This window comes from Peribacillus sp. Aquil_B1, from assembly GCF_022603275.1.
Lineage (GTDB): Bacteria > Bacillota > Bacilli > Bacillales > DSM-1321 > Peribacillus.
The window spans coordinates 81683-108128 of the sequence record NZ_JAKXEE010000001.1 but is presented as its reverse complement, the minus strand read 5'-3'; the positions used below and the strand labels follow the sequence as shown (position 1 = coordinate 108128).

The following is a 26446-nucleotide window of genomic DNA, read 5'->3' as shown; positions in this document are numbered from 1 at the left end:
TCTTCCACTTTGTTCTTCGCATCGGCTAGGTCTCTTTCTGCTTGTCCATCCACATCTTTTCCTATTTCAATCTTTTTTGTTTCACTAAATGCAATATTGAAATTCTCTGGATTACCACTAATTGATTGAGCTACGTTATAACGATATATAGCTTTCCAAGTAAGATTGCCACCGGATTTGCCCACATAACTATTTGCAGCATCACCTGTCGCACTCGTCCAGAGCTTTACCATGCCCGTAACCATACTCATCGTAAGCGAGGTACTTAAATTATTTAATGCTTGTTTTTTTATTGAAGACAACACAACATTCTCAGGATTAATAAAATCAATGGTGGATACTTTATTTTCCACTTCCATAGCATGACCGTCTTCTGTAGTTACATGGAGTTTCGCTTGATCATTAATGTTCGCTGAGCCATAAAGTGAGACCATGGGATATGAATCCGTTCCCGTTCTATTCATTTGTACATCTGCATTCGAATCCACGTTGAATGATTTAAACTTTCCACTTTGAGTCATTCCCTTTTTTCCATCTATTTTTACCTTTGCATTATTTCCAACGGCAAAATCTATATCACCGCCTGTTGCATAAAATATTCCATATCCACTTTTTTGTGTATTAATTTCCACATTCGCATTTGGGGCTATCTTAAATTGCGGTTCTTTTGTAATCGACCAAATAAGAGCATATCCATTATTATGGCTTATTTTAGTTTCACCATCGAATTCCACACTCCCGGTTTCTGCCATCTCTTGTGCAGGTGACGATCCTGTCATTGTATGATCATTAATATAAATGTCGTTGACTCCTTTGAAAATCGCGTTCCCGTTGCGGTTCCAAATTAATTGTGGCCCACTGTAATTTACATTTTCGAATATTTGCTCTACATTTTTTGTTACATCATGTATTGTAATGAGACCATAATAGTTCTTTCCTTTAATATCCACGTTCTTGACATGGACACTGCTTAATATATCACCATTGGCATAGATACCACCTGATACTCCTACAGCTCCCGTTTCCGATAATGTATGGTCATTTCCTTCGATAACGATTTCCGATTTTTTCGGGTGAATTTTAATCGCTTCGCTGATATCAATGCTTTGTCCAAGATGGATCGTAGTAATTCCGTTATCCGCCTCCAAGGCAACCTTCAACTCTTGAAAATTATTGACGACTGCTTCATTTGCCATCATTTTTGAAACTGCTTTCCCTGGAGACTGAGTTTCAGTTGCTTGTGTACGAGCTTCTTGATTATTCACCCTAGACTCTTGTGAATTCGAACTATCCTCATTCTTTGGTGTGGATAGTTCTTCTGCAAATCCTGCACTTGGCATTAATAGAGAACTTGCTAAAAGAAATGATGTTGTCATAACGTTAATAGGCTTTAACATTTTACTTTTCTTCATAAAAGAAACGCTCCTCTAAAAATTAATTTTACTTACAAGATTCATAATACTTTTTTTCGAGAAGTACCTCGTTCCAATAATGATTCATAAAAAATCATTTTAGGAACCACATTAGGGCATTAAACATCAATTTTCATGTTATTATTTTCATTTTTGGCGACGTGTTTAATCGGAAGAAACGATCCTGCAATTTATAAAATCATAATTTCATATCATATCCACCTTAAAATTTAAGGGGTTACAATCATTATGGTTACATAACTAAAAAGGTGATAAGAGAAACCTTAGGTTCCCTCTTATCACCTTTTCGCTTGAAACGAATTATCCAATTTGAGTTATTAGTTTCATTCCCTGAAGAGGTTACTTCAATTTCCGTCGGATTACATGAACATATATCATCCAGCGCTTTTGGTACACCTCCCATAGGACTTTTCACCGTAATCTCCTTACATGCACTTTTACTTATATTCACCTTTTTTTCCCATGGGCACTTTTAAGAAAGGAAAGTGAAGTTATTAATATGAGGGTGATTTTCAGCGTATTTATTTCTTGTTCATTTAATAAAAGATACATCAAAAATAAGACTAAAAAGGCTTGAATAAAATAGATCCTGTATTTCAATAGGGTGAACCAAGTTTGTGACACCCATAGTAAAAAAGAGGTAAATTGCTTCGACATCATCTTTCTCCTTTATCATGATGTAGATATGATCTAAATCTAGATTCTGGCATCATTATATACAAATTGATAGGTGTCGGTATTTCATAAAGTAAAATCATTCGTTCTGAAAAGGAATGCAGTTCATGGAACTTTGCTCTGATTGATCATTCTTGAATGTGAAAAATATGGGTGCAGGTCAGAGAGCGGTTGATTTTTCTTTAGAACGACTATTGTTTCGATAAGATGGTATAGGGATGAAAAGGAAGTGTGGGCATAACAAATAAAAACGAGTAGCCATTGGGGAAACCCCCCCACTAATATCCATCCACCGGTACTTTTTATTTCTTAAAGGATCGAAACGTTATTCATAAAAAAACAGCCTGCCCCCTAGGATCATAGGGAACAGGCAGCCTGAGGGGTTATCCTAGGCATAATGTTTTGGAACCGCTCAGAGAATGGGTTTTCTGCAATGGGGTTTTTGGGAAGGATCCTCACTGCTACTTTATTTTATAATATATTCCAAGTCATTACGTTTCAAAAATGGAATGAGATAAACCATTTTTTATATTGCGCCTACAGTAAAAAGAGTGTCATGAACGAAAACCATAACTTTATATCTTGAATTTATGAACAAATGCTATTCATTTGCCTCATAGGGAGATTTGTTTAGAATCCTTCGATTAGTCACCAATTGGAACTGAATATTTTTAAATCAGATTGATCGATAGATAAAAAAAGATTGTAGAGAGAATGACGCTTTCCCTACAATCCAGAACAAGCTAACTTATTTCTTTTAAGCATACTTCTTACTTTCCTCGTCTTTAAAAAAGCTCTTCATTGCATGGAAAACGTCAGCCTTTTGCTTTAGGATATAGTACCTGAATTTTTCATTATCGATGTTCTTATAAGCTGTCATCAATGTCGAATGACGATTGTATTGATTGACTTCCCCGTATCCGAACATATTGGAAACCTTCATGAGTTCTTCAACAAGCTTAACGCAGCGGACGTTATCGGATGTTAGGTTGTCACCATCGGAAAAGTGAAACGGATAGATATTAAACTTCGCGGGGTCATATTTATGATCAATAAGTTCTAATGCTTTTCGGTATACGGACGAACAAATCGTACCGCCGCTTTCCCCTTTTGAAAAGAAATCCTCTTCCGGAACAACTTTCGCTTCTGTATGATGGGCAATGAACTCGATTTCCACCGTTTCATATTTTGTCCGCAAGAAACGGTTCATCCAAAAGAAAAAGCTTCGAGCCATATATTTTTCCCATAACCCCATACTTCCGGAAGTATCCATCATTGCCAGTACAACTGCTTTGGAATCTGGTTTCTGAATCTCATTCCAGGTTTTGAATTTAAAGTCTTCCTTATAAATAGGATGAAAACCTGGGTCCCCTCTTAAGGCGTTCCGTTTGAAAGCCGATATCATCGTTTTCTTTTTATCGATATTTCCCATTAGGCCTGTCTTGCGGATGTCGTTGAATTCGATGTGTTCAAGCGTGTGCTCCGCGTGTTCTTTCTTCTGAAGATTAGGGAGTTCCAATTGACTGAACAGTGCTTCCTCCAATTCCATCATCGACACTTCGGCTTCATAATAATCCTCGCCTGCCTTATCACCTGCACCTTGGCCCTTACCGGCCCCGGCATCGGACGGTGAGCCATCCCTTGCGACCACATCCCCCACTTTACTGTCTCCATCGCCTTGCCCTACATGTTTGTTTTTATCATAGTTATAACGAATTTTGTATTCATCCAAGGAGCGAATGGGAATCTTGATAACATCCCGGCCATTGGACATCACGATGCTTTCTTCTGAAATTAGATCAGGCAAATTATTCTTGATCGCTTCCTGCACCTTTTCCTGATGACGTTGTTGATCATCATAGCCTTTCCGATGGAGGGACCAATTTTCCTGTGAGATAACATACTGTTGATTACTCTCTTCCGACATTCTCTTCCCCCCTTAAAAATGTTTGCACGCTTTTCATCATTCCTTCATATAATAAATTAGTGTGGGAAAGCCCACATCATTCCGGTTTTCCAATCAAAAATACAGTGCGAAAAAACGGATTAAAAGAAAAGTATTACTCTATCTTATGCAGCGATGCTGGATAATTTACAACAAAATTCAATAATGGACGTTTGCCTACGAACTAGACAAGTCCTGACATGGGCATTAGAGGCCCTTTAAAGTTCTTTCAAAAAAATGCTACTGAAAATAAATATTTCAAAAAAACGAACAGACCTGATGATCATCAGGTCTGTTCGTTTTTTTAGCGGGTGTCATTTTTCGGGTTAGAGGATTATTTAAATGCCAGTGTAATTAATGAAATACAACAAAAAGGGTGTCCCAGCAGTTTTTCTGGACACCCCTTTTAAACAGATAGAATGGTTCTGGTTGTTAAATTCGTCAATCTTTATCTTCCTCTATTTCATGTTGAACTGTACCTGGGCGTTTATCCCACTCTTTCAATTCTTCATTCGTCCTTTGATTTTCCATCTGCTTTCCAAGTTCTTTCATCTCTTCATAATCCTTAGCCATGGAGCTATTTTCCGGAACATGTTCTTTTTTCAATTCTTCTTTACTCATTTACCATCACCTCTACTTATTGATACCCAATATTTCCAAATCTAAAACGTAACATATCTCATGGAAATATGGGGTATAGATAAGACATTATGAGCAAATGTAAGGAGGTGCAAGAATATGCAAACAACTACCCTTTATGTAAAGGAAGCAACGTCAGAAGGCCCGATTTTAAATCTGGAGTCCATACTTTTGAAAACGGAAGGTGTGGAACGTGCGATCATCGATGTTGATGATGGGGAAATTAAAATTGATCACAGCGAAGAAAAACTATCACCGAATCAACTTATTACACTTATTGAACAGTATGGCTTACATGTAACTAAATAGATATCAAAGCCCCGGACTACCTCCATTCAGAAGGGCCCGGTGCTTTAATCTCTTGCATAATCACCCTTTATTAAAAGATGCATGATTTCAAGGGAATTCATTTTACATTCGCAAAAGGCCATAAACCCCTGCCCGATTGGGGGCAGGGGCAAAAAAGTATGGTTTACCGATTTAACAAGCTGCCCACATATCGCAGCAAATCATTGGCTGATGTGGAATTATAACCGTGCTCGTCGATAAGTCTCGTGATGACCTCGTTCACTTTCTTCAGTTGCCTTTCGTCTGGTGTCTTCGTTGAAGTAGTGATCTTAACAACATCCTTCAAATCCGCGAATAGTTTTTTCTGAATCGCTTCCCGTAAACGATCATGGGAATTATAATCGAATCTCTTACCTTTACGTGCATATGCAGAAATGCGAATCAATATTTCTTCGCGGAATGCTTTTTTTGCATTCTCGGAAATTCCAATTTGCTCTTCTATCGAGCGCATCAATTTTTCATCTGGATTGATTTCTTCCCCAGTCAATGGATCGCGAAGCCTTGATTTGTTGCAGTATGCTTCGACATTATCCAGATAATTATCCATGAGGATCTTCGCCGACTCTTCATATGAATAGACAAATGCCTTTTGCACTTCATTTTTTGCAATGGCATCGTATTCTTTACGTGCCAGGGAAATGAAATTCAAATACCTCTCCCGAAGTTCGTTCGTAATGGACGGATGCTGGTCAAGACCTGCTTTTAATGACATAAGTACATCCAATGCATTAATGGACGGATTTTCCTTACGAATGATCGTAGAGGAAATTCGGTTAATCACGTAACGCGGGTCGATTCCGCTCATGCCTTCGTCCTGATATTCTTTTTTCAATTCATTGATGTCCGCGGAATTAAATCCTTCGACATTTTCCCCATCATAAAGTCTCATCTTTTTCACTAAATCGATATCGCCCTTTTTGGGATCCTTCAGGCGTGTCATGATGCTGAAGATTGCCGCTACCCTTAATGTATGCGGAGCTATATGAACATCCGAGACATCACTTTCACGGATCATTTTTTCATAAATCTTTTCTTCCTCGGTAACCTTCAGATTATATGGAATCGGCATGACAATGATACGGGAATGCAATGCTTCATTTTTCTTATTGGAAATGAACGCTTTATACTCCGTTTCATTCGTATGAGCCACAATCAGTTCATCTGCACTGATCAATGCAAAACGGCCAGCTTTAAAATTCCCCTCTTGGGTCAATGAAAGCAAATGCCATAAGAACTTTTCATCACATTTCAGCATCTCCTGAAACTCCATCATCCCGCGGTTCGCCTTGTTCAGCTCCCCATCAAAACGATAGGCCCTCGGATCTGATTCAGATCCGTATTCGGCAATGGTCGAAAAATCGATGCTGCCCGTCAAATCAGCAATATCCTGTGACTTAGGGTCAGAAGGACTGAATGTTCCAATTCCAACACGCTTATCTTCCGAAAGGAAAATACGCTCGACCATCACATCTTCTATCCTGCTTCCATACTCCTGTTCTAACCTCATTACATTCAGCGGCGATAGGTTTCCTTCAATCCTGATGCCATATTCTTCAAAAAAATCATCCCGTAAATACTGCGGAATGAGATGCAGTGGATCTTCATGCATCGGGCATCCTTTTATTGCATAAATAGCACCAGTGTCTTTTAATGAATAGTTTTCAAGTCCACGCTTCAGTAAAGAAACGAGTGTGGACTTCCCGCCTGATACAGGACCCATGAGAAGCAATATCCGCTTACGGACATCGAGCCGCTTTGCCGCCGGATGGAAATATTCCTCGATGAGCCTTTCCAATGAATCTTCAAGGCCAAACAACTGACCGCTGAAAAAATTGTATTTCTTTGTCCCATTTACTTCCTCTATCCCTGCATCTCTGATCATGTTGTATACACGTGAATGAGCAGATTGAGCAACTAAAGGCGTTTCTTTCAATATTTCTAAGTACTCTGCGAAGGTGCCTTCCCACTTCAGCTTCTGTTCATCTTCTCTAAATTTTTCGATTTTCTTTAAAATATCCATTTAAGGAACCTCCCCCTGTCACTTTCAGAGAATACTTAAATCTATGCTCCAAGTCTGACAAACATGTCAGACTTTAAAAAGTCGCCGGCCATTGTTTCGAATAGAGCTTGACTCTCCATGTATCGAAAAAGGCTTAATCATTGAAGAATTGAAGACATTTATGCTGACAAGAAAAATTGTGTGCACTCCTGCTAAAAATTAGGGTATACTAAGCCTATACTTAAGTGGGACAATATGGGTAAAGGGAGGTCACAGCATGGGCACAGTTATTATCGTTGGGGTTGCTATTACATTTTTAGCCGCTATCTTCACTGCCGGGTATAATGATAAACCAGGTGTGAAATAAAAAATAACAGCCTTTCTTAAATTCCAAAAAGGGGACAGCAAATTAAAATTGCCGTCCCCTTTTTTTCACCCTTCATCGATATAGTTAGCGCATGCCAATCAATGAAGTGGCTACACCATTTATACAGCGTCCTTTTTATCTGTGTGGGCTGCAATGTTATTCTCCATCGATCTCAAGTCTTCATTTACTTTTTTTCCTTGTTCCAAATATTCTGTTTGGAAACCACTCTTTATTGCCCAACTATAAAACCCTAGCGATAAGCATGTTATGATGACCATATCCCAACCAAATGGGATTATGTTCAGTCCACCAAACTTTTCACTGCCTAAGTATGAAATGGCCATCATACAGAGTAAGTAAACAACCATCCAAACCCCTGCCAAGAAGTTTTGACGGAATCCCTTCCAATTGATTTTTGCTTGATAATAGAAATAAACGGGGAGACCAATCATGATGATAAATAATACTTGTCCTGTCAGTGGCCATCTTGCCCAATATAAAACCAAAGAAGCAAAAACAAAGCCTAACGGTGCAATGATACTCAATCCTTTTAGACGTAATGGTCTATATAAATCCTGACCGGTGCGCCTTAATGTCATAACAGTAACTGGACCTGTAATATAAGAGACTAATGTCGCAACAGAAATAACCTCTGCCAATACGCCCCAGCCTCTAAACATGAATAAAAATAAGAAAGATACACCTAGATTAAAAAACATGGCTTGACGAGGGATACCATAAAGTGGATGAAGTTTTCCAAACACGCTTGGCAAATATTTATTCTTTTCCATTCCATAAAGCATTCTTGACGTTGTCGCCGTGTATGTTATTCCCGTCCCGGAAGGTGAAATAAAAGCATCAACATATAGTAAAATAACTAACCAGTTTATCCCTAGAACAATTGCTAAATCAGCAAACGGTGAATTGAAATTCAAATGTTGCCATCCGTTCACAATCATCGACGGATCAACAGCCCCAATAAATGCAATCTGTAATAAAACGTAGATAACCGTTGCAATTAAGATGGAGCCTATTACTGCAAATGGAATCGAACGTCCAGGATTCTTTGCCTCACCTGCCATGTTAATCGGACTTTGAAAACCATTAAATGCAAAGATGATACCAGAGGTTGCTACAGCAGTTAGCACACTTGCCCAACCATTGGGAGCGATACTTCCTGCAGCGGTAAAATTGGAACCATGAAAACCGGCAAATAAAAGTGAGCCGATTGTCAGTCCAGGTATAATAACCTTAAAGACTGTAATAAATGAATTTGCTTTTGAAAACAAACTAACTGTCCAGTAATTTAATAAAAAATAGACGACCAATAATGCTGAAGCAATTGCCAAGCCTGGCCCAGTTAGACTCCCATTTTCCACTAAACCATGTGTCCACTCCGCCCATTTCCATGGCCACGAGCTCATATATTGAACAGAAGCAATCGCCTCGACTGGTATTACAGAAACAATTGCAATCCAGTTTGCCCAACCAGCAAGAAACCCTATAAACGAGCCATGAGAGTATTGTGTATATTTTACCATCCCCCCAGCTTCAGGAAACATAGCTCCTAATTCACTGTAAGATAATGCGATAAATAAAATAACAACCATCCCGATAATCCAAGAGATAATGGCAGCAGGTCCTGCGATTTGTGCCGCTTTCCAAGCTCCGAATAACCAGCCTGAGCCAATAATGGACCCGAGTCCTACCATCGTTAACGAAAACGTCCCCATCTTTCGCTGTAAATTATTCATATGTTCATCACCATGCTTTCCAAATTTCATTCTTTTCTAATGACGTTCTTAACTGATTTATGAATTGTTTCAAGTTCGTCCAATAGAATCTTAAAGTGATTTCTGCATGGCATCACCTCTTGCTAAAGTTTAGTCAATTGATAAGGAAAAATTAGCATGTCCCTAGATGCTTTTCTCTGCTTTTAGAAAATACTAAGATCCCATTCCTGTGCCATTTGTTTCAATAACATACCACCCGTTACGCTATTCCCATATTCATCAATGGCAGGTCCGTATATACCAATGCCGCATCCATCTTGAAAAGGAAGCCCGCTTCTGGAACTTGGAGGAACTAGTGCCATGATCCCGCCAGATACTCCACTTTTGGCAGGCACCCCCACAAAAGCTGCAAATTTACCCGATGCATTGTACATTCCACAAGTAAGCATTAATGCTTTGGCCAGCTTAGCCACTTTTTTTGGGAGTACTTGTTCTTTACGGATGGGATGGTATCCATCTTGTGCAAGAATCAGCCCAAGCAGGGCTATGTCTTCTGTGGTTACTTCGATGGAACATTGTTTGAGGTAAACCTCTAAAGCTTCCTCTACATCCGATTCTAAATAATTCGTCTCTTTTAAATAGTGAGCCAAGGCTCTATTTCTATGAGAGGTTTGCCACTCAGATAGATACACTGCCTCATTGATAGCCGGGCGCTTTCCTAATAATTTTTCGAATAATGTAAAGAGAAATTCTAATTTCTTTTGTGAAGAATCACCTGGGAGAAGCGAAGCTATAGTTATCGCCCCAGCATTTATCATCGGATTAAACGGCTTTCCCGGCTTATGCATTTCTAAACGAATAATTGAATTGAAGGCATCTCCAGTTGGTTCCACATCGACCCTCTCTAACACATAAGAAATGCCGCAACCCAAGCATGCGGCTATAAAGCTGAGCACTTTTGAAATACTTTGCAGCGTGAATGGGACTTCCCAATCCCCTGACTTGATCATTGTTCCACCAGGCTCCAGTATGCAGATACCTAATTGCGATAAGTGTGCATTCCTCAATGCCGGTATATAATTGGCGGTTTGCCCTTCAGTAGCATAGGGTCTGTAATGTGCCACCCATTCATCTAAGTCGGCTTGCTTTTGACCATTAACGTGAATGTCATACTCTTTCGACAATTCTTCAATCACATTTTTCCACCTCTTCAGTTGTTGTATCATTATTCAAAATGAGCGTTTATCGAATGCCATCATGCTGTAATAGATTAGATGAAAACATAATGAATATTCTAATAATTGTTAAGCGCTTTCAAAAATCTCTATCTACCGTTCATTTTAAATTGGGAACTACATAATCATACGAAAACCTACAAAATCTAAAAAATAAAAATCCACAAAAAAAAACGGATTCATCTCATATGTTCCGTTACCATTTTTTGTGGATAGAAAATCAGATTGGTTTTGCGATAATTGGTTTTAAGCCGTTCCTTTCAGGAACAAAGTAAGCGTTGTATTGAAGCCGATGAAACTGTATACTGATTTTTTAAACAAATTGGGAGGTGACGACTTGAATCTCAGTACGTTGATGAAAAAAGAGGTCAATATCCTTGCGTTGATGCTGTTGACAGTGCCATTAGCAGGCGAATTGAGTTTTTATCCTTTAAATGAAACGTTTCGGGTAAGCTTTGGTCCGCCTGTACTTTTCTTTTTTTTACTATTATTACAGAAAACACCTGCCATTCTTTCGGGCCTTCTGACAGGAACAATGGTTGTGGCATTTCGTATTCTTATAGATTTTTTCATGCATGATAGTTTTTCCTGGGCTTCCGCATTCCAAGTTCATTATCCAAGTTTTTTCTTTTATTTCACCTACTGCTTTCTTTTTTATTTAGTGAAAATCAATCGCTTTCAAAACCGATCTTTAATTATTGGATTTATTGGTCTCATTATCGAAATATTTTCCGACTCTGTAGAATTGATCTTTCAATATATTGTATTGGAAACAACCATTACGCTAGGTTCACTGAACGAGATGATCATGATCGCATTCGCCCACAGTTTTATCGTTTTAAGTTTTTTTAATATGATGAAACTTTATGAAGCACAATCAAGGGAAAGACAAATCAGAAAACAAAATGAACATATGCTGATGCTCATTTCCAACTTATACGAGGAAACGATTCATTTAAAAAAAACATTAAAAAATGCTGAGAATATTACCAAGAAATCGTATGATTTGTATCGAGATTTAAAAGCTCTGGAAAAAAGGGAAAAGCAACCCCATGTTTATACAGAGCCATATAGTCAAAAAGCATTGCGCATCGCGGGTGAAATGCATGAAGTCAAGAAAGATAATCAACGGATTTTTGCTGGTCTCTCCAAATTGATTTCCAATGAGAGTTTTAAAGATTATATGAATGCTGCTGAACTTTTTCATTTAATTATCCGAATTAATGAAAAATATGCCTTATCACTAGGAAAGGATATCCAATTTGAATATTCATTGGATGGAAATGATTCACATTATCATGTGTATACCGTGTTATCTCTTTTCAATAATTTAGTCGCAAATGCAGTTGAAGCAATTAAAGAAAAGGGAATCGTCCGTTTAAGTTTGTGTGAAGTTCATGACAATGTAGAATTTAAAGTTGCTGATACTGGACCTGGAATTCCTCAAAAATATCAGACTGTCATATTCAAACCTGGGTTCACTTCAAAATATGATCATTTCGGGACACCTTCAACAGGGATTGGTCTCTCATATGTTAAAGAGGTCGTAAAAGAACTGGGAGGCGATATCCTGTTTGAGAATAGTTTTAACGGCGCCGTTTTTTCAATAAAATTACCCATTCAAAAGTTGATCCAGAGAGGATGATTCCATGCGTTTTTTTATAACAGATGATGATTGTGCCATACGGTCAAACTTAAGCCAAATTATAGAGAACGAAGATTTAGGAGAAGTGGTGGAGGAAGCCGAGGATGGAAGCCTATTAGAAGGACATATTTTGAATTTAAAACAAATTGATATTTTATTTATTGATTTATTAATGCCCATCCGGGATGGCATTGAGACACTTCGTCATATAAAAAATACATTTAACGGGAAAATAATAATGATTTCGCAGGTTGAATCAAAGGAGCTGATTGGTGAGGCATACTCACTTGGAATTGATTATTATATTACTAAACCAATCAATCGTATTGAGATATTAACAGTTATCCGAAAAGTTATGGAACGAATTCATTTAGAAAGATCGATCACAACTATTCAAGCCTCTCTGAATAGTGTATTGAATTTTGAACAGCCAAAAGTTGATAAATCCATTAATTTTAATGAAAAAAGTATCAGTGAGGTAGGTGAATTCCTACTATCGGAATTAGGGATCGTTGGAGAAAATGGCGCAAAAGATTTAATGGAGATGCTTCAATATTTATTTATGTATGAAAGGACTTTTACTTTTGGAAAGCAATTCCCCACCCTTAAAGATATCTTTGTAGAAATCACCAAAAAAAAGCTCGGCACAGCAGCTTTGCAGGCTGATATCAATCGGGAAATAAAAGCTTCCGAACAGCGGATACGCAGAACGATTAACCATTCGTTAAATCATTTTGCTTCGCTCGGTTTAACGGATTTTTCAAATCCGAAGTTTGAAAATTACGCTTCCAAATTTTTCGATTTCACAGTCGTTCGCCAAAAGATGAAAGAACTGCAAAATGATTCATCATTCGTTCTTACACCTACCCGGGTAAATACAAAAAAGTTTATTCAAGTATTTTATTTCGAAGCGAAACGATTGAATCCTGATGAAATAAATAGATATAGATAACTCCTATTAAAACAAAAAACTGCGGAAGCACTCAAAAACATAAGATCCCCTGAAATCATTCAGGGGATTTTTTAGCAAATTGTTATTTTTTCAACAATAAATACATGAAATAAGGAGCACCGATCAATGCGACCATGATACCTGCAGGAATCCCCTCGGGTTCAATGATATTACGGCCTATCGTATCGGCAAGCAGCAATAGCCATCCACCGATTAAAATGGCAACCGGAATGAATAGTTGATTTCGAGGTCCTACCAAGGATTTTGCTATGTGCGGGGACATAAGTCCAATGAATGCAATTCCGCCTGTAACAGAAACGGCTGCCGCTGCCAGTGCCACAGCCGTGATCAGCAGGACGATCCGCTCCTTTTCAATCGATACACCGACCCCAATTGCGACCGGTTCATTTAAGCCAAGCAAATTCAAACGATTTGCTTTATATAAAGTGAATGGAATGAGGATGATTAACCATGGAATGATTGCCCAAATGAAAGGCCAATCCGTGCCCCATATATTTCCCGCCAACCATTTTGCGATGAAATCGACCTTCGCTCGTTCCGCTGACGAAATGAGGACAATCATCAGGCCTGAAAGCGCCATTGAAAAACCTACGCCGATCAACACTAACCGAACGGGTTCAAGGCCACTCTTTCTCTTGTATGAGAGGATATATATTAAACAGGCCGTCAGTAACGCTCCGATAAAACCGACAAGCGGAACCATATAAACAAACGAACCAGCGTCAAGCGGGAAAAACAGAAAGAAAGCGGCAATGGCAACACCTGCTCCTGAGTTGATCCCGATTATTCCTGGATCGGCTAAATCATTACGTGTGATCCCTTGCAGAATGGCTCCCGACAGTGCAAGGGCCATGCCTGCTAAAAGGGTGATGATGATTCGCGGCAAGCGGACGGAAAATAATATGAATTCCTCTTTAAACGTCCCTTGCCCGAAGAGCGTTGGAAACAGTCGCCCTAAAGAAAGATTTGAATATCCCGAACACGTCCCTATAATGATCGTAATGATGATGAGTGCAGTTAATGCACCTATTATCCAACGCTGTTTTTTGACTAAAGCTGAGTGGATCATGAGAATGCTTTACCTCCTTTACGCACGATTAGGAGGAAGAAAGGTAAACCTATCATCGCAACAACCGCTACCACAGGTGTTTCATATGGAGAATTGATGGTACGGCCGATCGTATCGGCAAGCAGCATGAAAGTGGCTCCCAAAATCGCAGACATAGGAAGGATGAATCGATAGTCCGTACCCACGATAGCCCGAACAATATGGGGGACCATTAACCCGATGAACACCATATTTCCAACAAGCGCAACGGCAGCTCCTGCCAGGAGAATGATGACCACGAAAAGGACCACCTTTATTTGTGTTGTCTTTTGCCCTAAGCCTACCGCCACTTCTTCACTTAAGCTAAGTATGGTGAGCTGTCTGGAAAAGATAAGGGAAATCAGGATGCCTATTAAAATGAACGGCACGATTACGCGAAGCTGCTCCCATGAAGTTCCGATATTCCCGCCAGCTGTCCACATCGAAACATCTTTTGATACCTTGAAATAAATGCCGACCCCTTGCGAAACGGCAAATAGGAATGCAGAGACTGCAGAACCAGCCAATACGATCCTTAATGGTGAAAATCCTCCCTTTTTGATCGCACCGATTCCGAAAACCATGGTTGCCCCGACAGCGGAACCTATAAAACACGCAATCATGATCCCTAAATTATTAGCATTTGGAATAAATGCCAAAGTAATGGCGAGACCTGCATTGGCTCCTGCCGTCAATCCAAGCAACCCCGGATCGGCAAGTGGATTCCTGGTCATCCCCTGCATGATGGCACCAGAAACGGCAAGCGCTGCACCCACGAAGATTGCTCCCACTTCACGGGGGAAACGGATTTCCCGGATGATTGAAAGCTTTTCACCGACAGCATTTGATGTCAGTGCTTGCCAGACATCTTTTACAGTAACATCAGCCGCACCAAATGCCATTGAAATAATGAACATGCCTATGAATACAGCAATCCCTATGATCAGTTTATATATAAATGGGATGAAACGTTGATTTTCTTTAGTCATCTGTCTCTCTCATCTCTTTTTTATAGAATAAAAGGAGAGGAAATGGATTTCCTCTCCCTCGCTGTATTATTTTCCAAGAAAACTTTTGGAAAAGAAGTCTAATTGATAATCTAATGTTATTGGGTCATTGAAGTAGAATTCTTTCGCATTCACTTCAAATAGTTTATTGTTTTTAACAGCAGGAATGTTTTTATACGTATCAGTTTGTTGGAATGAATTGTCCTCGTCTTTATTATTACTCAAAATAACATAATCACCAGCATAGTCTGCCAGAACTTCTAAAGACAAAGCAAAGTAACCATCTTTCAACGCTGCTTCTTTTACTTTTTCAGGCATGGCCAACTTCATTTCCTGATAAAGGATTTCCGTTCCACGACCCCAATTATCGCCAAATACATAGAACTGTTTGTCAAACTTTTCGAATACGGAAACGGTTGTATCTTCACCGATTTTGGCTTTAATGTCTTCACCGGTTGTTTTTGCCCGTTTTTTGAAATCATCCACCCAAGCTTGGGCTTCTTTTTCTTTATTCAAAAGCTTGCCAATTTCTACGTGCTGTGTTAAATAGTCCACTTTTCCGTATGTATACGTTACGGTCGGAGCAATTTCACTTAATTTATCAACATTTTTAATCGTTGATAAACCAATGATTAAATCCGGATCCAACTCGATGATCTTTTCCAGGTCTTCGTCCGTCACTTCTTCGACATCTTTTAATTCCTTAAAGTTCGGGTTCATTTTAGACCATGAATCGACACCTACAAGGTTTACATCCAAAGCCATTACGTTACCTGCGAAAGTAGATAGCACTAAAACACGCTGAGGATCGGCCGGAACTTCAACAGGGCCATTTTCAGATTGGTAGGTGATGGTACCTGATTTTTCCTTTTTGGAAGCCGGGCTTTTTTCTTTTTCGGCTGACTCGTTGCCACAAGCACTAATAATTAACACTAACAGCAGTATAAACGGGATCATTATCTTTTTCATTTGTCGTCAAATCTCCTTTTAGTAAATTGTATGTGCTGCACATTGGTTTGTTCGTTCGTTGATCTCGTCCGATTACCGCATCAATTTGGAATACTTCCTTAAGCACTTCATGAGTGATGACTTCTTCACAATCTCCTGCTTTGACTATTTCCCCGTCCTTTAAGGCAATGATATAGTCGGCAAAGCGAGCAGCTTGGTTTAAATCATGAAGAACCATGACAATTGTACGTCCCTGTTCTACATTCAGCCTTTGTAATAATTCTAGAACCTCCAGCTGATGTGCCATATCCAAATAGGTGGTCGGCTCATCAAGGAAGATGATTTCCGTTTCCTGGGCAAGGGCCATCGCAATCCAAACACGCTGGCGCTGACCTCCTGATAGAGCATCCACCGGACGGAACTTGAAGTCTTTCGTGCCGGTCACTTCAAGTGCCCAATCAATCACATCATAGTCTTTTTGGGTCAGGCGCCCAAAACCTTTTTGATAGGGAAAGCGCCCATATGATACGAGCTCCCCAACCGTCAATCCGCTTGCACTCTCGGGTGTCTGCGGAAGTATGGCCATTTTTCTTGCAAGGATCTTAGTGCTTTCTTTTAAGATATTCACCCCATCTAAAACAACCGTACCTGATTGATTGGGAATGATTCTGGTCATCGCTTTCAAAAGTGTCGATTTCCCACATCCATTTGAACCGATGATCGTCGTGATTTTTTTATCTGGAATTTCCACACTGAGATCTTTTACAATTAAACGTTCACCATAACCAATATTTAAAGCCTCTGTATATAGGCGAAGCATTTTTTAACCTCCATTTACTGAAAAATAGGTAAGTAAAAACTCAAATGAAAATGATTATCATTATCCACTACTTAATTACTATAATTCTATCTAAATATATTGTCAATGGTAATTTCATGGGCATATAAGAAGAAATCCTGACTGGATTTTTTGGGCCAGTCCGGATTACCGAGTGACAAATGAACACAGTAAAGATCCCGGAAATGTTTCCGGGATCTTTACTCCATACTCAGGACTTTGGAGGATGTCCATTATGGGAAAGGCATAATCAATGTTTCTTAAATCCTTGCTTCTCAACATATTCTTTCATGTACAACCTGCTTTTCTTTCCAAGCATTCCAGCCATTTGCTCGGTCCAGGTGTCTTTTCGTTTACCTTTAGTCCGTTGCTCGTAATAGCTGGAAATCGTTTCATTATACTCTTCAAGTTGTCCGATGAACTCTTGCCTATCCTCCTGATATCCATTTTCATGATAGATATTGGCCAGCGGCAAACGCGGCTTTTTATCCGAACGGTTTTTCGGATATCCGACAACTAGACCGAATAATGGCATAACGCGATGCGGTATATTCAAAATCGCTGACACTTCCGGGAGATTATTGCGGATCCCGCCTATATAGCAAATGCCAAGATCCATCGATTCTGCTGCCAATGCCGCATTCTGAGCCGCAAGAGCAGCGTCAATACAGGCAACCATGAACTTCTCCGTACTTTCAATTGATTCGGACAGGTCAGTGTTTTCCATTTCGGAAACCATATCCTGACGATATAAATCGGCACAAAAGACGAATAGATGTCCATTCTTCTCTACATATGCTTGTGGTCCGGCAAGTTCAGCAAGCTTGGCTTTCTTTTCCGGATCGGTTACCCCGATGATTGAATACGCTTGAATATAACTTGAAGTCGATGCAGCTTGGGCACATTCAACAATCGTGTTGATTTGCTCATCAGACAACAACTTGTCCTCAAAAGAACGTATGGAACGGTGATCTAAAATCTTCTCAATAAAGTTATTCAATGCTCCCACCCCTTAAGAATATGTATCCATCATCGGGGCTGAAATGCCCCCGATGATAGTATTGATGAAACTCAACCTTTTGTTTTCAAATCCAAATCACGGTAATTTTGCTGTCTAAGTGCTTCATAAACCAAGATGGCAGCCGTGTTCGACAGATTAAGTGAACGCACTTTATCCGTCATTGGGATCCGCAGGCACCGATCCATATTTTCTTGGATCACCTCTTTCGGGAGACCCGTCGTTTCTCGGCCAAAAATGAAGTATATCTCACTGTCTTGATCACTGTAATCGAAGCTGGAATGTGGCTGCTCTCCAAATTTCGTCAAGTAATAAAATTCACCGCCGGCATTTCTTTCATAAAACTCTTCTAACGAATCATAATAATGGATCTTTACATTCTCCCAGTAATCGAGCCCGGCCCGTTTGAGCTGTTTGTCATCCGTCGAGAAACCGAGCGGGCGAATGAGATGTAAAGACGTATCCGTCCCTGCACACGTTCTTGCGATATTTCCTGTATTTGCTGGAATCTGTGGTTGATATAAAACTACATGTATTGACACTTCATTTTCACCTCTAGTTTGAACTTCACCTTAATTATAGCATTAAACAAAAAAGACTAAAAACCAATCAACCTCCATCCAAAATCACAAAAAATTTATAAACGATGTTCGGTGTGTATCTGGTTGAATCCTCATATGTCCAATAGCGGTGACGGCTGTTCATCGTATGTGCATTCACTAGGGGCATCCCGTCCTGATCCTTCGCCGTTACGATCAAGTTATGATCAAACCGTCCGTCCCCTTCGAAATCTATGCAGAGGATATCTCCCAAATTCAATTCCTTGGCAGACTCGACCTGCTTTGTCCTTATGGCATTCCCGGCTTTAAGCAGATGATATAAAGCATGGGCCGTCGTCCATGTATAACTCCAGCTTTTCCCTCTCATCCACCAGCCCTTACTTTTGTTTGGCGCCCCCCACATCGGTATGCCTCCCGCATGTAAACATTGAGAAATGTAATTCGTACAATCATCAGTGAATTTATGATAAGCGGGATTGAATTCGTTCCACCAACGCTCAGCATATTGGACGGCCTTCATTCGATCATACTTATATGCGAGACGATCTGCGCCTGGATCACATTTTGGCGGTGCCTCTTCGGTTTCAAAGCTGGGAAACAGCTCATGTTCATCCACTATATACCCATTTCGAAAACGGGCCTCCCTTTCTTCCATTTCTTCTTCTATATAAAATGAATCCTCCTGTTTCAATAAATATTGCAGGTGCACATGATATGTCAGAACTGTATCATTGTCTTCCTTTCTTTTCGAATGTACCTTACCTGCCGCATTCACCCGAACAATTTCCGCCGCACGGTTCCTCATCACTTCCTTCTTCAAATGTAACTTCCTTTCACCCCGTTCTAAATCATCGGAAGTATAAAACTCCACTCTTTCTTGTAAAAGGCGTTGCAATTGTTCCCTCAAGTTCATGCCCTCCTTCTTACCATCTATGCTAATGTGTATGTATGTAGGCATGGACAAAAACACAATTTCATAAAATGTGGGAGTTTCAACTTTTAAAAAGGCTTCCTCGAAGGTAACGATATATTTTAAGCCAAATAAAGCCGCCCGTTAATATTTACCGGGCGGCTGCATTTTAGATATCATTTTGTTTCCAAGGTAAACTGCAGTCCTTTCTCAATTTCCGCCAGTACCTCTTCATCCGTTTCCTTCATTCGTGCTTCTTCCAATGCGGAAACAGCCTGCTCCCGGCCAATTTTCCCAACTGCCCAGGCCGCCGTCCCCCTGATGACAGGCCGCGGATCATCCTTCATGACCTGTATCAATTGTGGCAATGCCGTTTCATCTTTGAAATGGGCCAATGCTAAAATGGCATTTCGTTGGATTGGTTTTTTACCGCGCCAAGAGCCAGATACATGGCCGTATGTCTCTTTGAAGTCCCGATTTGAAATCGTAAGCAGGGGTTTCAACAGCGGTTTCGCCAGCTCCGGGTCGGGTTCCATCTCTTCATGAAAATGAAAATCCATTCCTTTATTTTTCGGACAAACGGTCTGGCATGTATCACATCCATACAAACGATTGCCTATTTTCGTCCTGAACTCATCCGGCAGGAAACCTTTTGTTTGCGTTAAGAATGCGATACAACGCTTGGAATTTAGCTGCCCGCCCTGAACGAGCGCACCAGTCGGGCAAACATCGACACATTTATTGCATGTCCCGCATTGATCTTCCATCGGTTGATCCGGTTCAAAAGGCAGGTTGGTTATCATGTCTCCCAAGTATACATAAGAACCGAATTCCGGTGTGATGATCATACTGTTTTTTGCACTCCAGCCAATACCTGCACGCTCAGCCACTGCCCTGTCTGATAATTCGCCCGTATCGACCATGGATTTCATCATTGCCCCTGGCACTTTATCTTTAATGAAATCCTCAAGCAACTGCAATTTATTACGAAGAACGGTATGATAATCCGTTCCCCAAGACGCCCGGCAAAAGATCCCCCGGCGCTCACTTTTTGTACTTTGCGGAGCATTCTTCAATTTCGAAGGATAAGCAAGCGCAATCGAAATGATCGATTGCGGTTTATCGAATATCAATTCTGGCCTTACCCTTTTTTCTATATCAGCTTCTTCAAAGCCTGACTGATAATCCAGCTCTTGTTGACGTATCAACCGACCTTTCAACTCGGTAAAGGCCGTGGCCGACGTAAAGCCGATTTTATCGATGCCGATTTCCTTACTATATAAAATCACTTCTTGCTTGAATGTGTTCATATCCATATTAATCACCTACGTTCATTCAGTATTCCCATTGAAAGCTTGAATCTTTTTCAAACCATTGCTATCTATGATAAACTAATTGCAATCATTTTTGGAGGTGAAACGGTTGGAAATTACCATATCAGCTAATCTTAACAGTAAAATCCCTCAATTCAAAGTTGGGATCATTACATATGAAAACATCGAAGTAGGTCCCTCCCCGCAAATGGTTAAAGGAAGACTTCAACTATTTCAGGAAGCCCTTTTCTTCGACCTTGAAGAAAAGGAATTGACCGACTTTTCCGGCATTAAAGTGTGGCGGGAGATTTTCAAGGCTACAGGAACAAATCCGTCACGGTACCGCCCCTCCGTGGAAGCTCTTTACCGCCGCGTAAAAAAACAGAATTACTTAACACCCATCCATTCAGCCATCGATTTAAATAACTTCTTTTCGCTGTTATATGAAGTTCCGATCGGCATTTATGATGCGGAAAAATTATCAGGGGACATCTCGATTAAGATCGGCGAAGCGTCAGATGGTTATGAAGGTTTGAACGGCCGCTTGAATTCCATGGAAAATATGATTACATCAGCCGATCATGTGGGCGCCTTCGGAAGTCCTTACGTTGATTCAGAACGCACGAAAGTCACCGAGGAATCGAAAAAGGCCATCCAAATCATTTATTTACAGCCCAATACTCCAATCATGGAAGCAGATCAGCTAACGAAATCCTTGATGGACATGTTCCTTGAAATCCATGGTGGTGAAGGGACTTACTCGATTGTAGAAGGATAATTAAAAATTGACGAAAATAAACCCTTTCCACAATCGGAAGGGGTCTTTTTATGATTTTTCCAATTAATTAAACCAGTGCCATAGTATCCTTTTATTCAACCGATCGATCCATCCCCTGAAAAAGGCTGGAATTTATGAACATAAAGGATATTCACTCATATCATTACTACAAGCTTAGGTAAGTACATGACAAATAATATTTAAAGAAGCGAACACACCACAACAATGGTTACAGACGTAGGCAAATTAATAATAGTTGCTGTTGATTTTTCGCCGACTGCTTGCCAAGCCTCATCAAAGCAAGCTTCTTTGAATCCCGTCTAGCCAGTTATTCGGCAGGAGTGTCGCAAATTTCTTCCATCCAGTAAGGATTACTGTAAAAAAATATGAAGATTAACCTAGCTTAAACTTGGTTCGGATGAGTCCACCCTGCGTTTTTTTCTTAATAACATTTCAGTTGATTCCAGCCGGAGCACTTTTGTTTCAACCTACACGACTCCCCACACTTTTTTGGTCGGTAAACCGCAACCATAACAATGGTTACATAGCCTGGCACCTCTTTCTCTATCCCATTAACAGTCGCTAAACAGACTTCGACTTCACAACTTGCCAGTTTGGACAAAAAAACTCCGGTTTTCGTTTGCGTATGACATACGGGAACACTGCTTTCATAAAATGCAGGTAATTTGGACAATAAAAAAATCCCACTGTAAACAGTAGAATTCTTGTAATAATATTTAAACGCAAAGCTTCGTTCTCCAGGTAACGAAACCCTACGTTATGAGTATGTATTGGAGCGGGTGAAGGGAATCGAACCCTCATCATCAGCTTGGAAGGCTGAGGTTTTACCACTAAACTACACCCGCATATTCTTGTAGAAGTTTGTCGAATTACCAATCAACAAAATTAATTATATAGTTTAATGTGAAAAAATGCAATAGTTCTTTTAAAAAAAATTAATAATTAGCGTATTGTAACGTTAATATATTCATTCACTCTAGTAAAAATGTTAAAAAGTCCCCTGATTCAGAGAACTTTTTCATCCTTTATGATGATTTAAGACCAAATGACTTCCATTAGCCGCGGATAAACCTGCTGTGCCGTTTCAAGCAGCATGATTAACTTCCTGAACGCCAGATCCGGTACGATATCCCCTTCAATGGAGTATGAATACCGAATGGAAATGGTCCCATTTTCCTCATACAGCTTAGAATACCTAAAATTAGCATTATATTCATTCAACAGTGTATGTACGGCCTGTTTCTTTTCAGGATTCTTCAATTCGGCGACATTAAAGCAAAATAAGTCCGCCACATTTTCATCTTGATTGAAAGCAAATACTAAAAGAACCTTCCACCCGTCCTTTAACTTCTGCTCAGCCCTAAAAAAGGTGGTGCCATCTTCATTCAACTCATTCATATAGATTTTCTCACTAGTTAAAAAATCACGAAATTTAGCAACGTTTGACATGGTTCATCACCTTTCTCTTTGTAATTACATTTTATAATGAAAACTGGCATTTTTACAGACTTTTCTATAACTCTTCCAATTTCATCCTATTAATAGAGGTGAAGAATCACTCATTTCAGGATAGGGATTCAAATATGAACTCCCATAAGAGGATCAATGGATTGATTAGCCAGTTGCTTCTCCGCAAAACTGGAGCGCATCTTGCAGGTCCAGAATTTCCTGGCGGATTTTTGAGTATCCTTCTATTTCTGGCACTTCTTTATTCGTAAGTGATCGACTTTTATCGGCCGCTATCGCCATGGTTTCGAAAACATACAGCAATTGAGCAAGCTCTCGCTCTGAAAGGATTGGCCGTTCAGAGGATTTTAAGCTGGCATTTAGATAATATCCCAACTGTTCTATCGAAAATATAACGGGCCAAAGAGATTCCAAGCTAGCCTTGTTTTTGAATATCTCACCAAGGGATGCATTGTAGACGGTTAATAGATTCACCATATTTGTTTGCATTTTGTTCCTTTCACTGCTTTCATCAATTGCAAGGTCATTATCTTTTTCAGAGAACGCCATCAATAATAGCTGCCCCTGGCTACGAATCGTTTTGGCTATTAAATGATTGAGAAGACTGGATGCCGAACGACTTCCGAGCAACAGCGACCCAAGAAGACCTATCAAGCTTCCAACGACAATATCGGTTATCCTTACAGTCGCAAAAAAACCGAAATCATAGCTTTGAGATGAATATTCCGCCATGATCAATGCAGAAGGGGTAAAAAACATCGCCGCCAATCCATAATTCCGAACGATGAAAAGCTCTGTAATGAATGTCAAAGATAAAATGATCAGAACGATGATGAACTCGTTATGGACGGCTGCTAGAATTAAACTTGCTATCAGGAGTCCGATGACCGTCCCGAAAGTCCTTTGGACCGCCCGATGGAATGTGGCGATGATGGTCGGACCCGACATTACGGCCGCACAGGATAAGGGAATCCAGTACGAACGGTTAAAATCGGCAGAATAGGCGATGATTGCCGCAATGGTAAGGATTGTTCCATATCGAACGGAAGAGAGGAAAACAATGGAATTCTTATCGAACGCCCCAAGAAAAATGGTTTTTAAAGAAGGCTTGGAGATGGTTGCTGCTTGATCGATTTTATGCACAGGTTCATTCATGATGGCATCTGCATCGTAAATCATCATGAATAACTCTTCCACCTCATAAGTCATTTGGTCTGGTTGAAGGATCATTTTTTTATTCTTTGTTCCAGATGCAATGGAACCGGCCAAGGCACGAACGGATTGACCTAATTCTGGCGGCATCACGATCTTTTTGTTCAAGGTAATCTCCAGAGCCTCCAAGAATATGGCATTTGCATGTTCATTCAATAGATATAATCGCTTCAACTCATCTTTACTTCGCCTGTTTGAAACCCCCGCTAACAGTGTATCTTCAGCGTGTTTCATCGCCAATACCGTTCTCTGTCTTGCTTTATTGAATGTCTCGGTGCCCATGGAATCAAAGAATGCCCCCAATTCTATGTACACCTTTTCTACCGCAAGCGATTCTGGTCCATGAGGGTTGAAAAACCAGCCTAACATACAGATTATCCATGATAGTGCCCCACCCATTAAAACGAGGACACCACGCAATGGGGCCAGGCTTTGGTCAACGGGCATACCTGTCGCAAGCGCAAAGCTCAAGACGAAGAATACCGCCGAAGGACCGGTTATCTTTAATGCACCAAATACAAAAAAAACACTGGCCCCGATGATACCCATCATTATGGCCGTTCCTAATTGGTATGGAGCCAAAAGCGTCCCTAAAATAACAGATAAAGCAAGACCCACCATCACAAAGAAAATCTTTTTAGCTCTTTGGCGATACGGTTGGTTAAAAACGTATAAATAAGTGAAACCTCCTATCCCTGCAAGTAAACCGTACGATAAATTGCCGAATAATAATCCAATGAAAACAGGTAGTGCCGCAGCTATACCTGCACTTAGTGCTTTTATCCAAGGAAATGGATTCTTTTTTATTTCAAAAGCCTGTTTAAATGTCGTATGTATCGTATCCAATTTCAGAGATTCGGAAGAGGACCTATGCTTATTTTCACTCATTTTAAATCTATCCTTTCATTAAAGATTCCATTACCTCTGTAGTGAAAGCTATGTCTGATGAAGTGACTTCTAATAATTAATATCCTTCATATGGATCAAAAGATACCACTAAAGGTAATGAAGGATCATATTTTAACTTGAAAGGAAAACGGCCTTTCCCCGATTGAAAATCGAAAAAAGGCCGCTTTTGTCATAAGCTGCTTAAAAATCACAAAAAAGGACCTTCCTCAGCTTTATTTCCAGAAAACTTATAGTTGAGCGAATTCAGGTTCCGCAACTTTTACAAGCTGTTTACCGAGGTTCGTTCCTTTAAACAAACCTAAAAATGCATCAGGCGTGTTTTCGAACCCTTCAATAATCGTTTCTTCATACTTCAGCTTTCCTTCTTGAAGCCACTTACCTAAATCCGTAGCACCTTCTTGGAATCTAGCGGCATAATTTCCAACTGTGAAACCTTTCATTAGTGCACTTGTTTTGATCATCGCCGATTGCAGACGCGGTCCTAGATTTTTTCCTTCTGCGTTATACGAGGAAATCGCTCCGCATAATGGTATTCGGGCATTTGCATTCAAAAGTGTGAAAACAGCATCGGACACCTCGCCGCCCACATTATCGAAATAAATATCGACTCCATCGGGAACAGCATTAGCTAAATCTGTCGCAAAACTATCACTTTTATAGTTTACGGCTCCATCAAATCCTAGCTCTTTCGTTAAATACTCAAGTTTTTCATCTGAACCAGCGATGCCAACAACCTTCGCACCTTTAATCTTAGCAATTTGTCCGACTACTGAACCAACTGCTCCAGCCGCTCCTGAAACGACTACCGTTTCACCTTCTTGAGGTTTACCAATATCAAGCAAACCAAAGTAAGCAGTTAAACCGGTCATTCCAAGAATCCCTAAATGAGTTGTGACCGGAGCCACCTTCGGATCAATCACGCGGATTTCCTTTTCGGTAACAACTGTGTATTCTGCCCAGTCGATATTTCCAACAACGACATCCCCTTGTTTGAAGGAATTCGATTTGGATTCAACAACTTCAGCAACAACGCCGCCCGTAATGACTTTATTCAATTCAAATGGAGCAATATATGATTTGGTATCTTGCATTCTGCCACGCATGTATGGATCGACAGATAAATATAGTGTACGTACTAAAATCTCATTATCCTTTGGTGTGGGAACTTCACTCTCAACAAAGTTGAAATCCCCTTTCGAAGGCATACCTTTTGGACGATTTGCCAGGGTGATTACTTGTTGTTTAGTTTGTGTCATCATTGTTCCTCCTTGGTTTGAATACGTAATTTCGAAAAGAAGCGTATCACTGATGAAGTTCATAGGTCAAAGAATATGATTGGCTATTGCTTCCATAACACTCTTTATGTAGCCTTTCCTGAAAACCCCA

At 40.0% G+C, this 26446-nt stretch carries 21 protein-coding genes and 1 tRNA gene; 4 read left to right on the top strand and 18 right to left on the bottom strand.

Going from position 1 to position 26446, the window contains the following annotated elements:
- From MPH60_RS00570 to MPH60_RS00560, 3 genes are all read right to left on the bottom strand, one after another.
- The coding region (locus MPH60_RS00570; protein ID WP_241615802.1) for a pectate lyase-like adhesive domain-containing protein at window positions 1–1412 on the bottom strand (1412 nt) is incomplete at its 3' end.
- A 1453-nt stretch (window positions 1413–2865) separates the two neighbouring features.
- A complete protein-coding gene (gene yhbH / locus MPH60_RS00565; RefSeq protein WP_101223356.1) occupies window positions 2866–4035 on the bottom strand; it encodes a sporulation protein YhbH in 1170 nt (389 codons plus the stop codon).
- A 459-nt stretch (window positions 4036–4494) separates the two neighbouring features.
- Complete coding sequence (locus MPH60_RS00560; RefSeq protein ID WP_063235975.1) at window positions 4495–4674, bottom strand: hypothetical protein; 180 nt, start codon at window positions 4672–4674, stop codon at window positions 4495–4497.
- A 117-nt stretch (window positions 4675–4791) separates the two neighbouring features.
- On the opposite strand from MPH60_RS00560, the gene MPH60_RS00555 reads away from it, so the two are divergent.
- On the top strand, window positions 4792–5001 hold the full coding sequence (locus MPH60_RS00555; protein ID WP_241589380.1) for a hypothetical protein: 210 nt from the start codon (window positions 4792–4794) through the stop codon (window positions 4999–5001).
- Window positions 5002–5164: 163 nt separating this feature from the next.
- Here the strand turns inward: MPH60_RS00555 and MPH60_RS00550 are convergent, their stop codons facing one another.
- From MPH60_RS00550 to MPH60_RS00540, 3 genes are all read right to left on the bottom strand, one after another.
- Entirely contained in the window at window positions 5165–7060 is a 1896-nt protein-coding gene (locus tag MPH60_RS00550) for a PrkA family serine protein kinase (RefSeq protein WP_101223357.1), read from the bottom strand.
- Between the two features lie 465 nt (window positions 7061–7525).
- Entirely contained in the window at window positions 7526–9160 is a 1635-nt protein-coding gene (locus tag MPH60_RS00545; protein ID WP_241589381.1) for an APC family permease, read from the bottom strand.
- A 182-nt stretch (window positions 9161–9342) separates the two neighbouring features.
- A complete protein-coding gene (locus MPH60_RS00540; RefSeq protein WP_241589425.1) occupies window positions 9343–10332 on the bottom strand; it encodes a glutaminase in 990 nt (329 codons plus the stop codon).
- Window positions 10333–10759: 427 nt separating this feature from the next.
- On the opposite strand from MPH60_RS00540, the gene MPH60_RS00535 reads away from it, so the two are divergent.
- A complete protein-coding gene (locus MPH60_RS00535; protein ID WP_241589426.1) occupies window positions 10760–12019 on the top strand; it encodes an ATP-binding protein in 1260 nt (419 codons plus the stop codon).
- Window positions 12020–12023: 4 nt separating this feature from the next.
- The gene (locus tag MPH60_RS00530; protein WP_241589382.1) at window positions 12024–12971 is read left to right on the top strand and encodes a response regulator; all 948 of its coding nucleotides are present in this window, start codon (window positions 12024–12026) and stop codon (window positions 12969–12971) included.
- Between the two features lie 82 nt (window positions 12972–13053).
- On the opposite strand, the gene MPH60_RS00525 is transcribed toward MPH60_RS00530, so the two are convergent.
- From MPH60_RS00525 to queG, 8 genes are all read right to left on the bottom strand, one after another.
- Window positions 13054–14061 (bottom strand): FecCD family ABC transporter permease, encoded by a 1008-nt coding sequence (locus tag MPH60_RS00525; RefSeq protein WP_241589383.1) that lies wholly within the window; start codon window positions 14059–14061, stop codon window positions 13054–13056.
- A complete protein-coding gene (locus MPH60_RS00520) occupies window positions 14058–15068 on the bottom strand; it encodes a FecCD family ABC transporter permease (RefSeq protein WP_241589384.1) in 1011 nt (336 codons plus the stop codon). The genes MPH60_RS00525 and MPH60_RS00520 overlap by 4 nt, the downstream gene beginning before the upstream one ends.
- Before the next feature lie 66 nt (window positions 15069–15134).
- Window positions 15135–16055 carry an iron-hydroxamate ABC transporter substrate-binding protein gene (locus MPH60_RS00515; protein ID WP_241589385.1) on the bottom strand — a complete coding sequence of 307 codons (921 nt, stop codon included), beginning with the start codon at window positions 16053–16055 and terminating at the stop codon, window positions 15135–15137.
- Window positions 16006–16854, bottom strand: coding sequence for an ABC transporter ATP-binding protein (locus MPH60_RS00510; RefSeq protein ID WP_241589386.1), 849 nt, complete (start codon window positions 16852–16854; stop codon window positions 16006–16008). The genes MPH60_RS00515 and MPH60_RS00510 overlap by 50 nt, the downstream gene beginning before the upstream one ends.
- A 268-nt stretch (window positions 16855–17122) precedes the next feature.
- Window positions 17123–17872 (bottom strand): oxygen-insensitive NADPH nitroreductase, encoded by a 750-nt coding sequence (gene nfsA, locus MPH60_RS00505; protein WP_241589387.1) that lies wholly within the window; start codon window positions 17870–17872, stop codon window positions 17123–17125.
- A gap of 71 nt (window positions 17873–17943) precedes the next feature.
- Window positions 17944–18432: a tRNA (uridine(34)/cytosine(34)/5-carboxymethylaminomethyluridine(34)-2'-O)-methyltransferase TrmL gene (gene trmL / locus MPH60_RS00500; protein WP_241589388.1), complete on the bottom strand. Its 489-nt coding sequence runs from the start codon at window positions 18430–18432 to the stop codon at window positions 17944–17946.
- Between the two features lie 67 nt (window positions 18433–18499).
- Window positions 18500–19357, bottom strand: coding sequence for an amidase domain-containing protein (locus MPH60_RS00495; protein WP_241589389.1), 858 nt, complete (start codon window positions 19355–19357; stop codon window positions 18500–18502).
- 179 nt (window positions 19358–19536) lie between these two features.
- Window positions 19537–20676, bottom strand: a complete 1140-nt coding sequence (gene queG, locus MPH60_RS00490; RefSeq protein ID WP_241589390.1) for a tRNA epoxyqueuosine(34) reductase QueG — start codon at window positions 20674–20676, stop codon at window positions 19537–19539.
- A gap of 106 nt (window positions 20677–20782) precedes the next feature.
- Here queG and MPH60_RS00485 point away from each other — a divergent pair, with 106 nt between their 5' ends.
- The gene (locus MPH60_RS00485; protein ID WP_241589391.1) at window positions 20783–21451 is read left to right on the top strand and encodes a B3/B4 domain-containing protein; all 669 of its coding nucleotides are present in this window, start codon (window positions 20783–20785) and stop codon (window positions 21449–21451) included.
- A 792-nt stretch (window positions 21452–22243) separates the two neighbouring features.
- Here MPH60_RS00485 and MPH60_RS00480 read toward each other — a convergent pair.
- From MPH60_RS00480 to MPH60_RS00465, 4 genes are all read right to left on the bottom strand, one after another.
- A tRNA-Gly gene (locus MPH60_RS00480) sits at window positions 22244–22317 on the bottom strand.
- A 190-nt stretch (window positions 22318–22507) separates the two neighbouring features.
- Window positions 22508–22921 (bottom strand): YbjN domain-containing protein, encoded by a 414-nt coding sequence (locus MPH60_RS00475; protein ID WP_241589392.1) that lies wholly within the window; start codon window positions 22919–22921, stop codon window positions 22508–22510.
- 165 nt (window positions 22922–23086) lie between these two features.
- On the bottom strand, window positions 23087–25039 hold the full coding sequence (locus MPH60_RS00470; protein ID WP_241589393.1) for an FUSC family protein: 1953 nt from the start codon (window positions 25037–25039) through the stop codon (window positions 23087–23089).
- Between the two features lie 248 nt (window positions 25040–25287).
- The gene (locus MPH60_RS00465; RefSeq protein WP_241615837.1) at window positions 25288–26316 is read right to left on the bottom strand and encodes an NADP-dependent oxidoreductase; all 1029 of its coding nucleotides are present in this window, start codon (window positions 26314–26316) and stop codon (window positions 25288–25290) included.
- Window positions 26317–26446 lie beyond the last annotated feature (130 nt).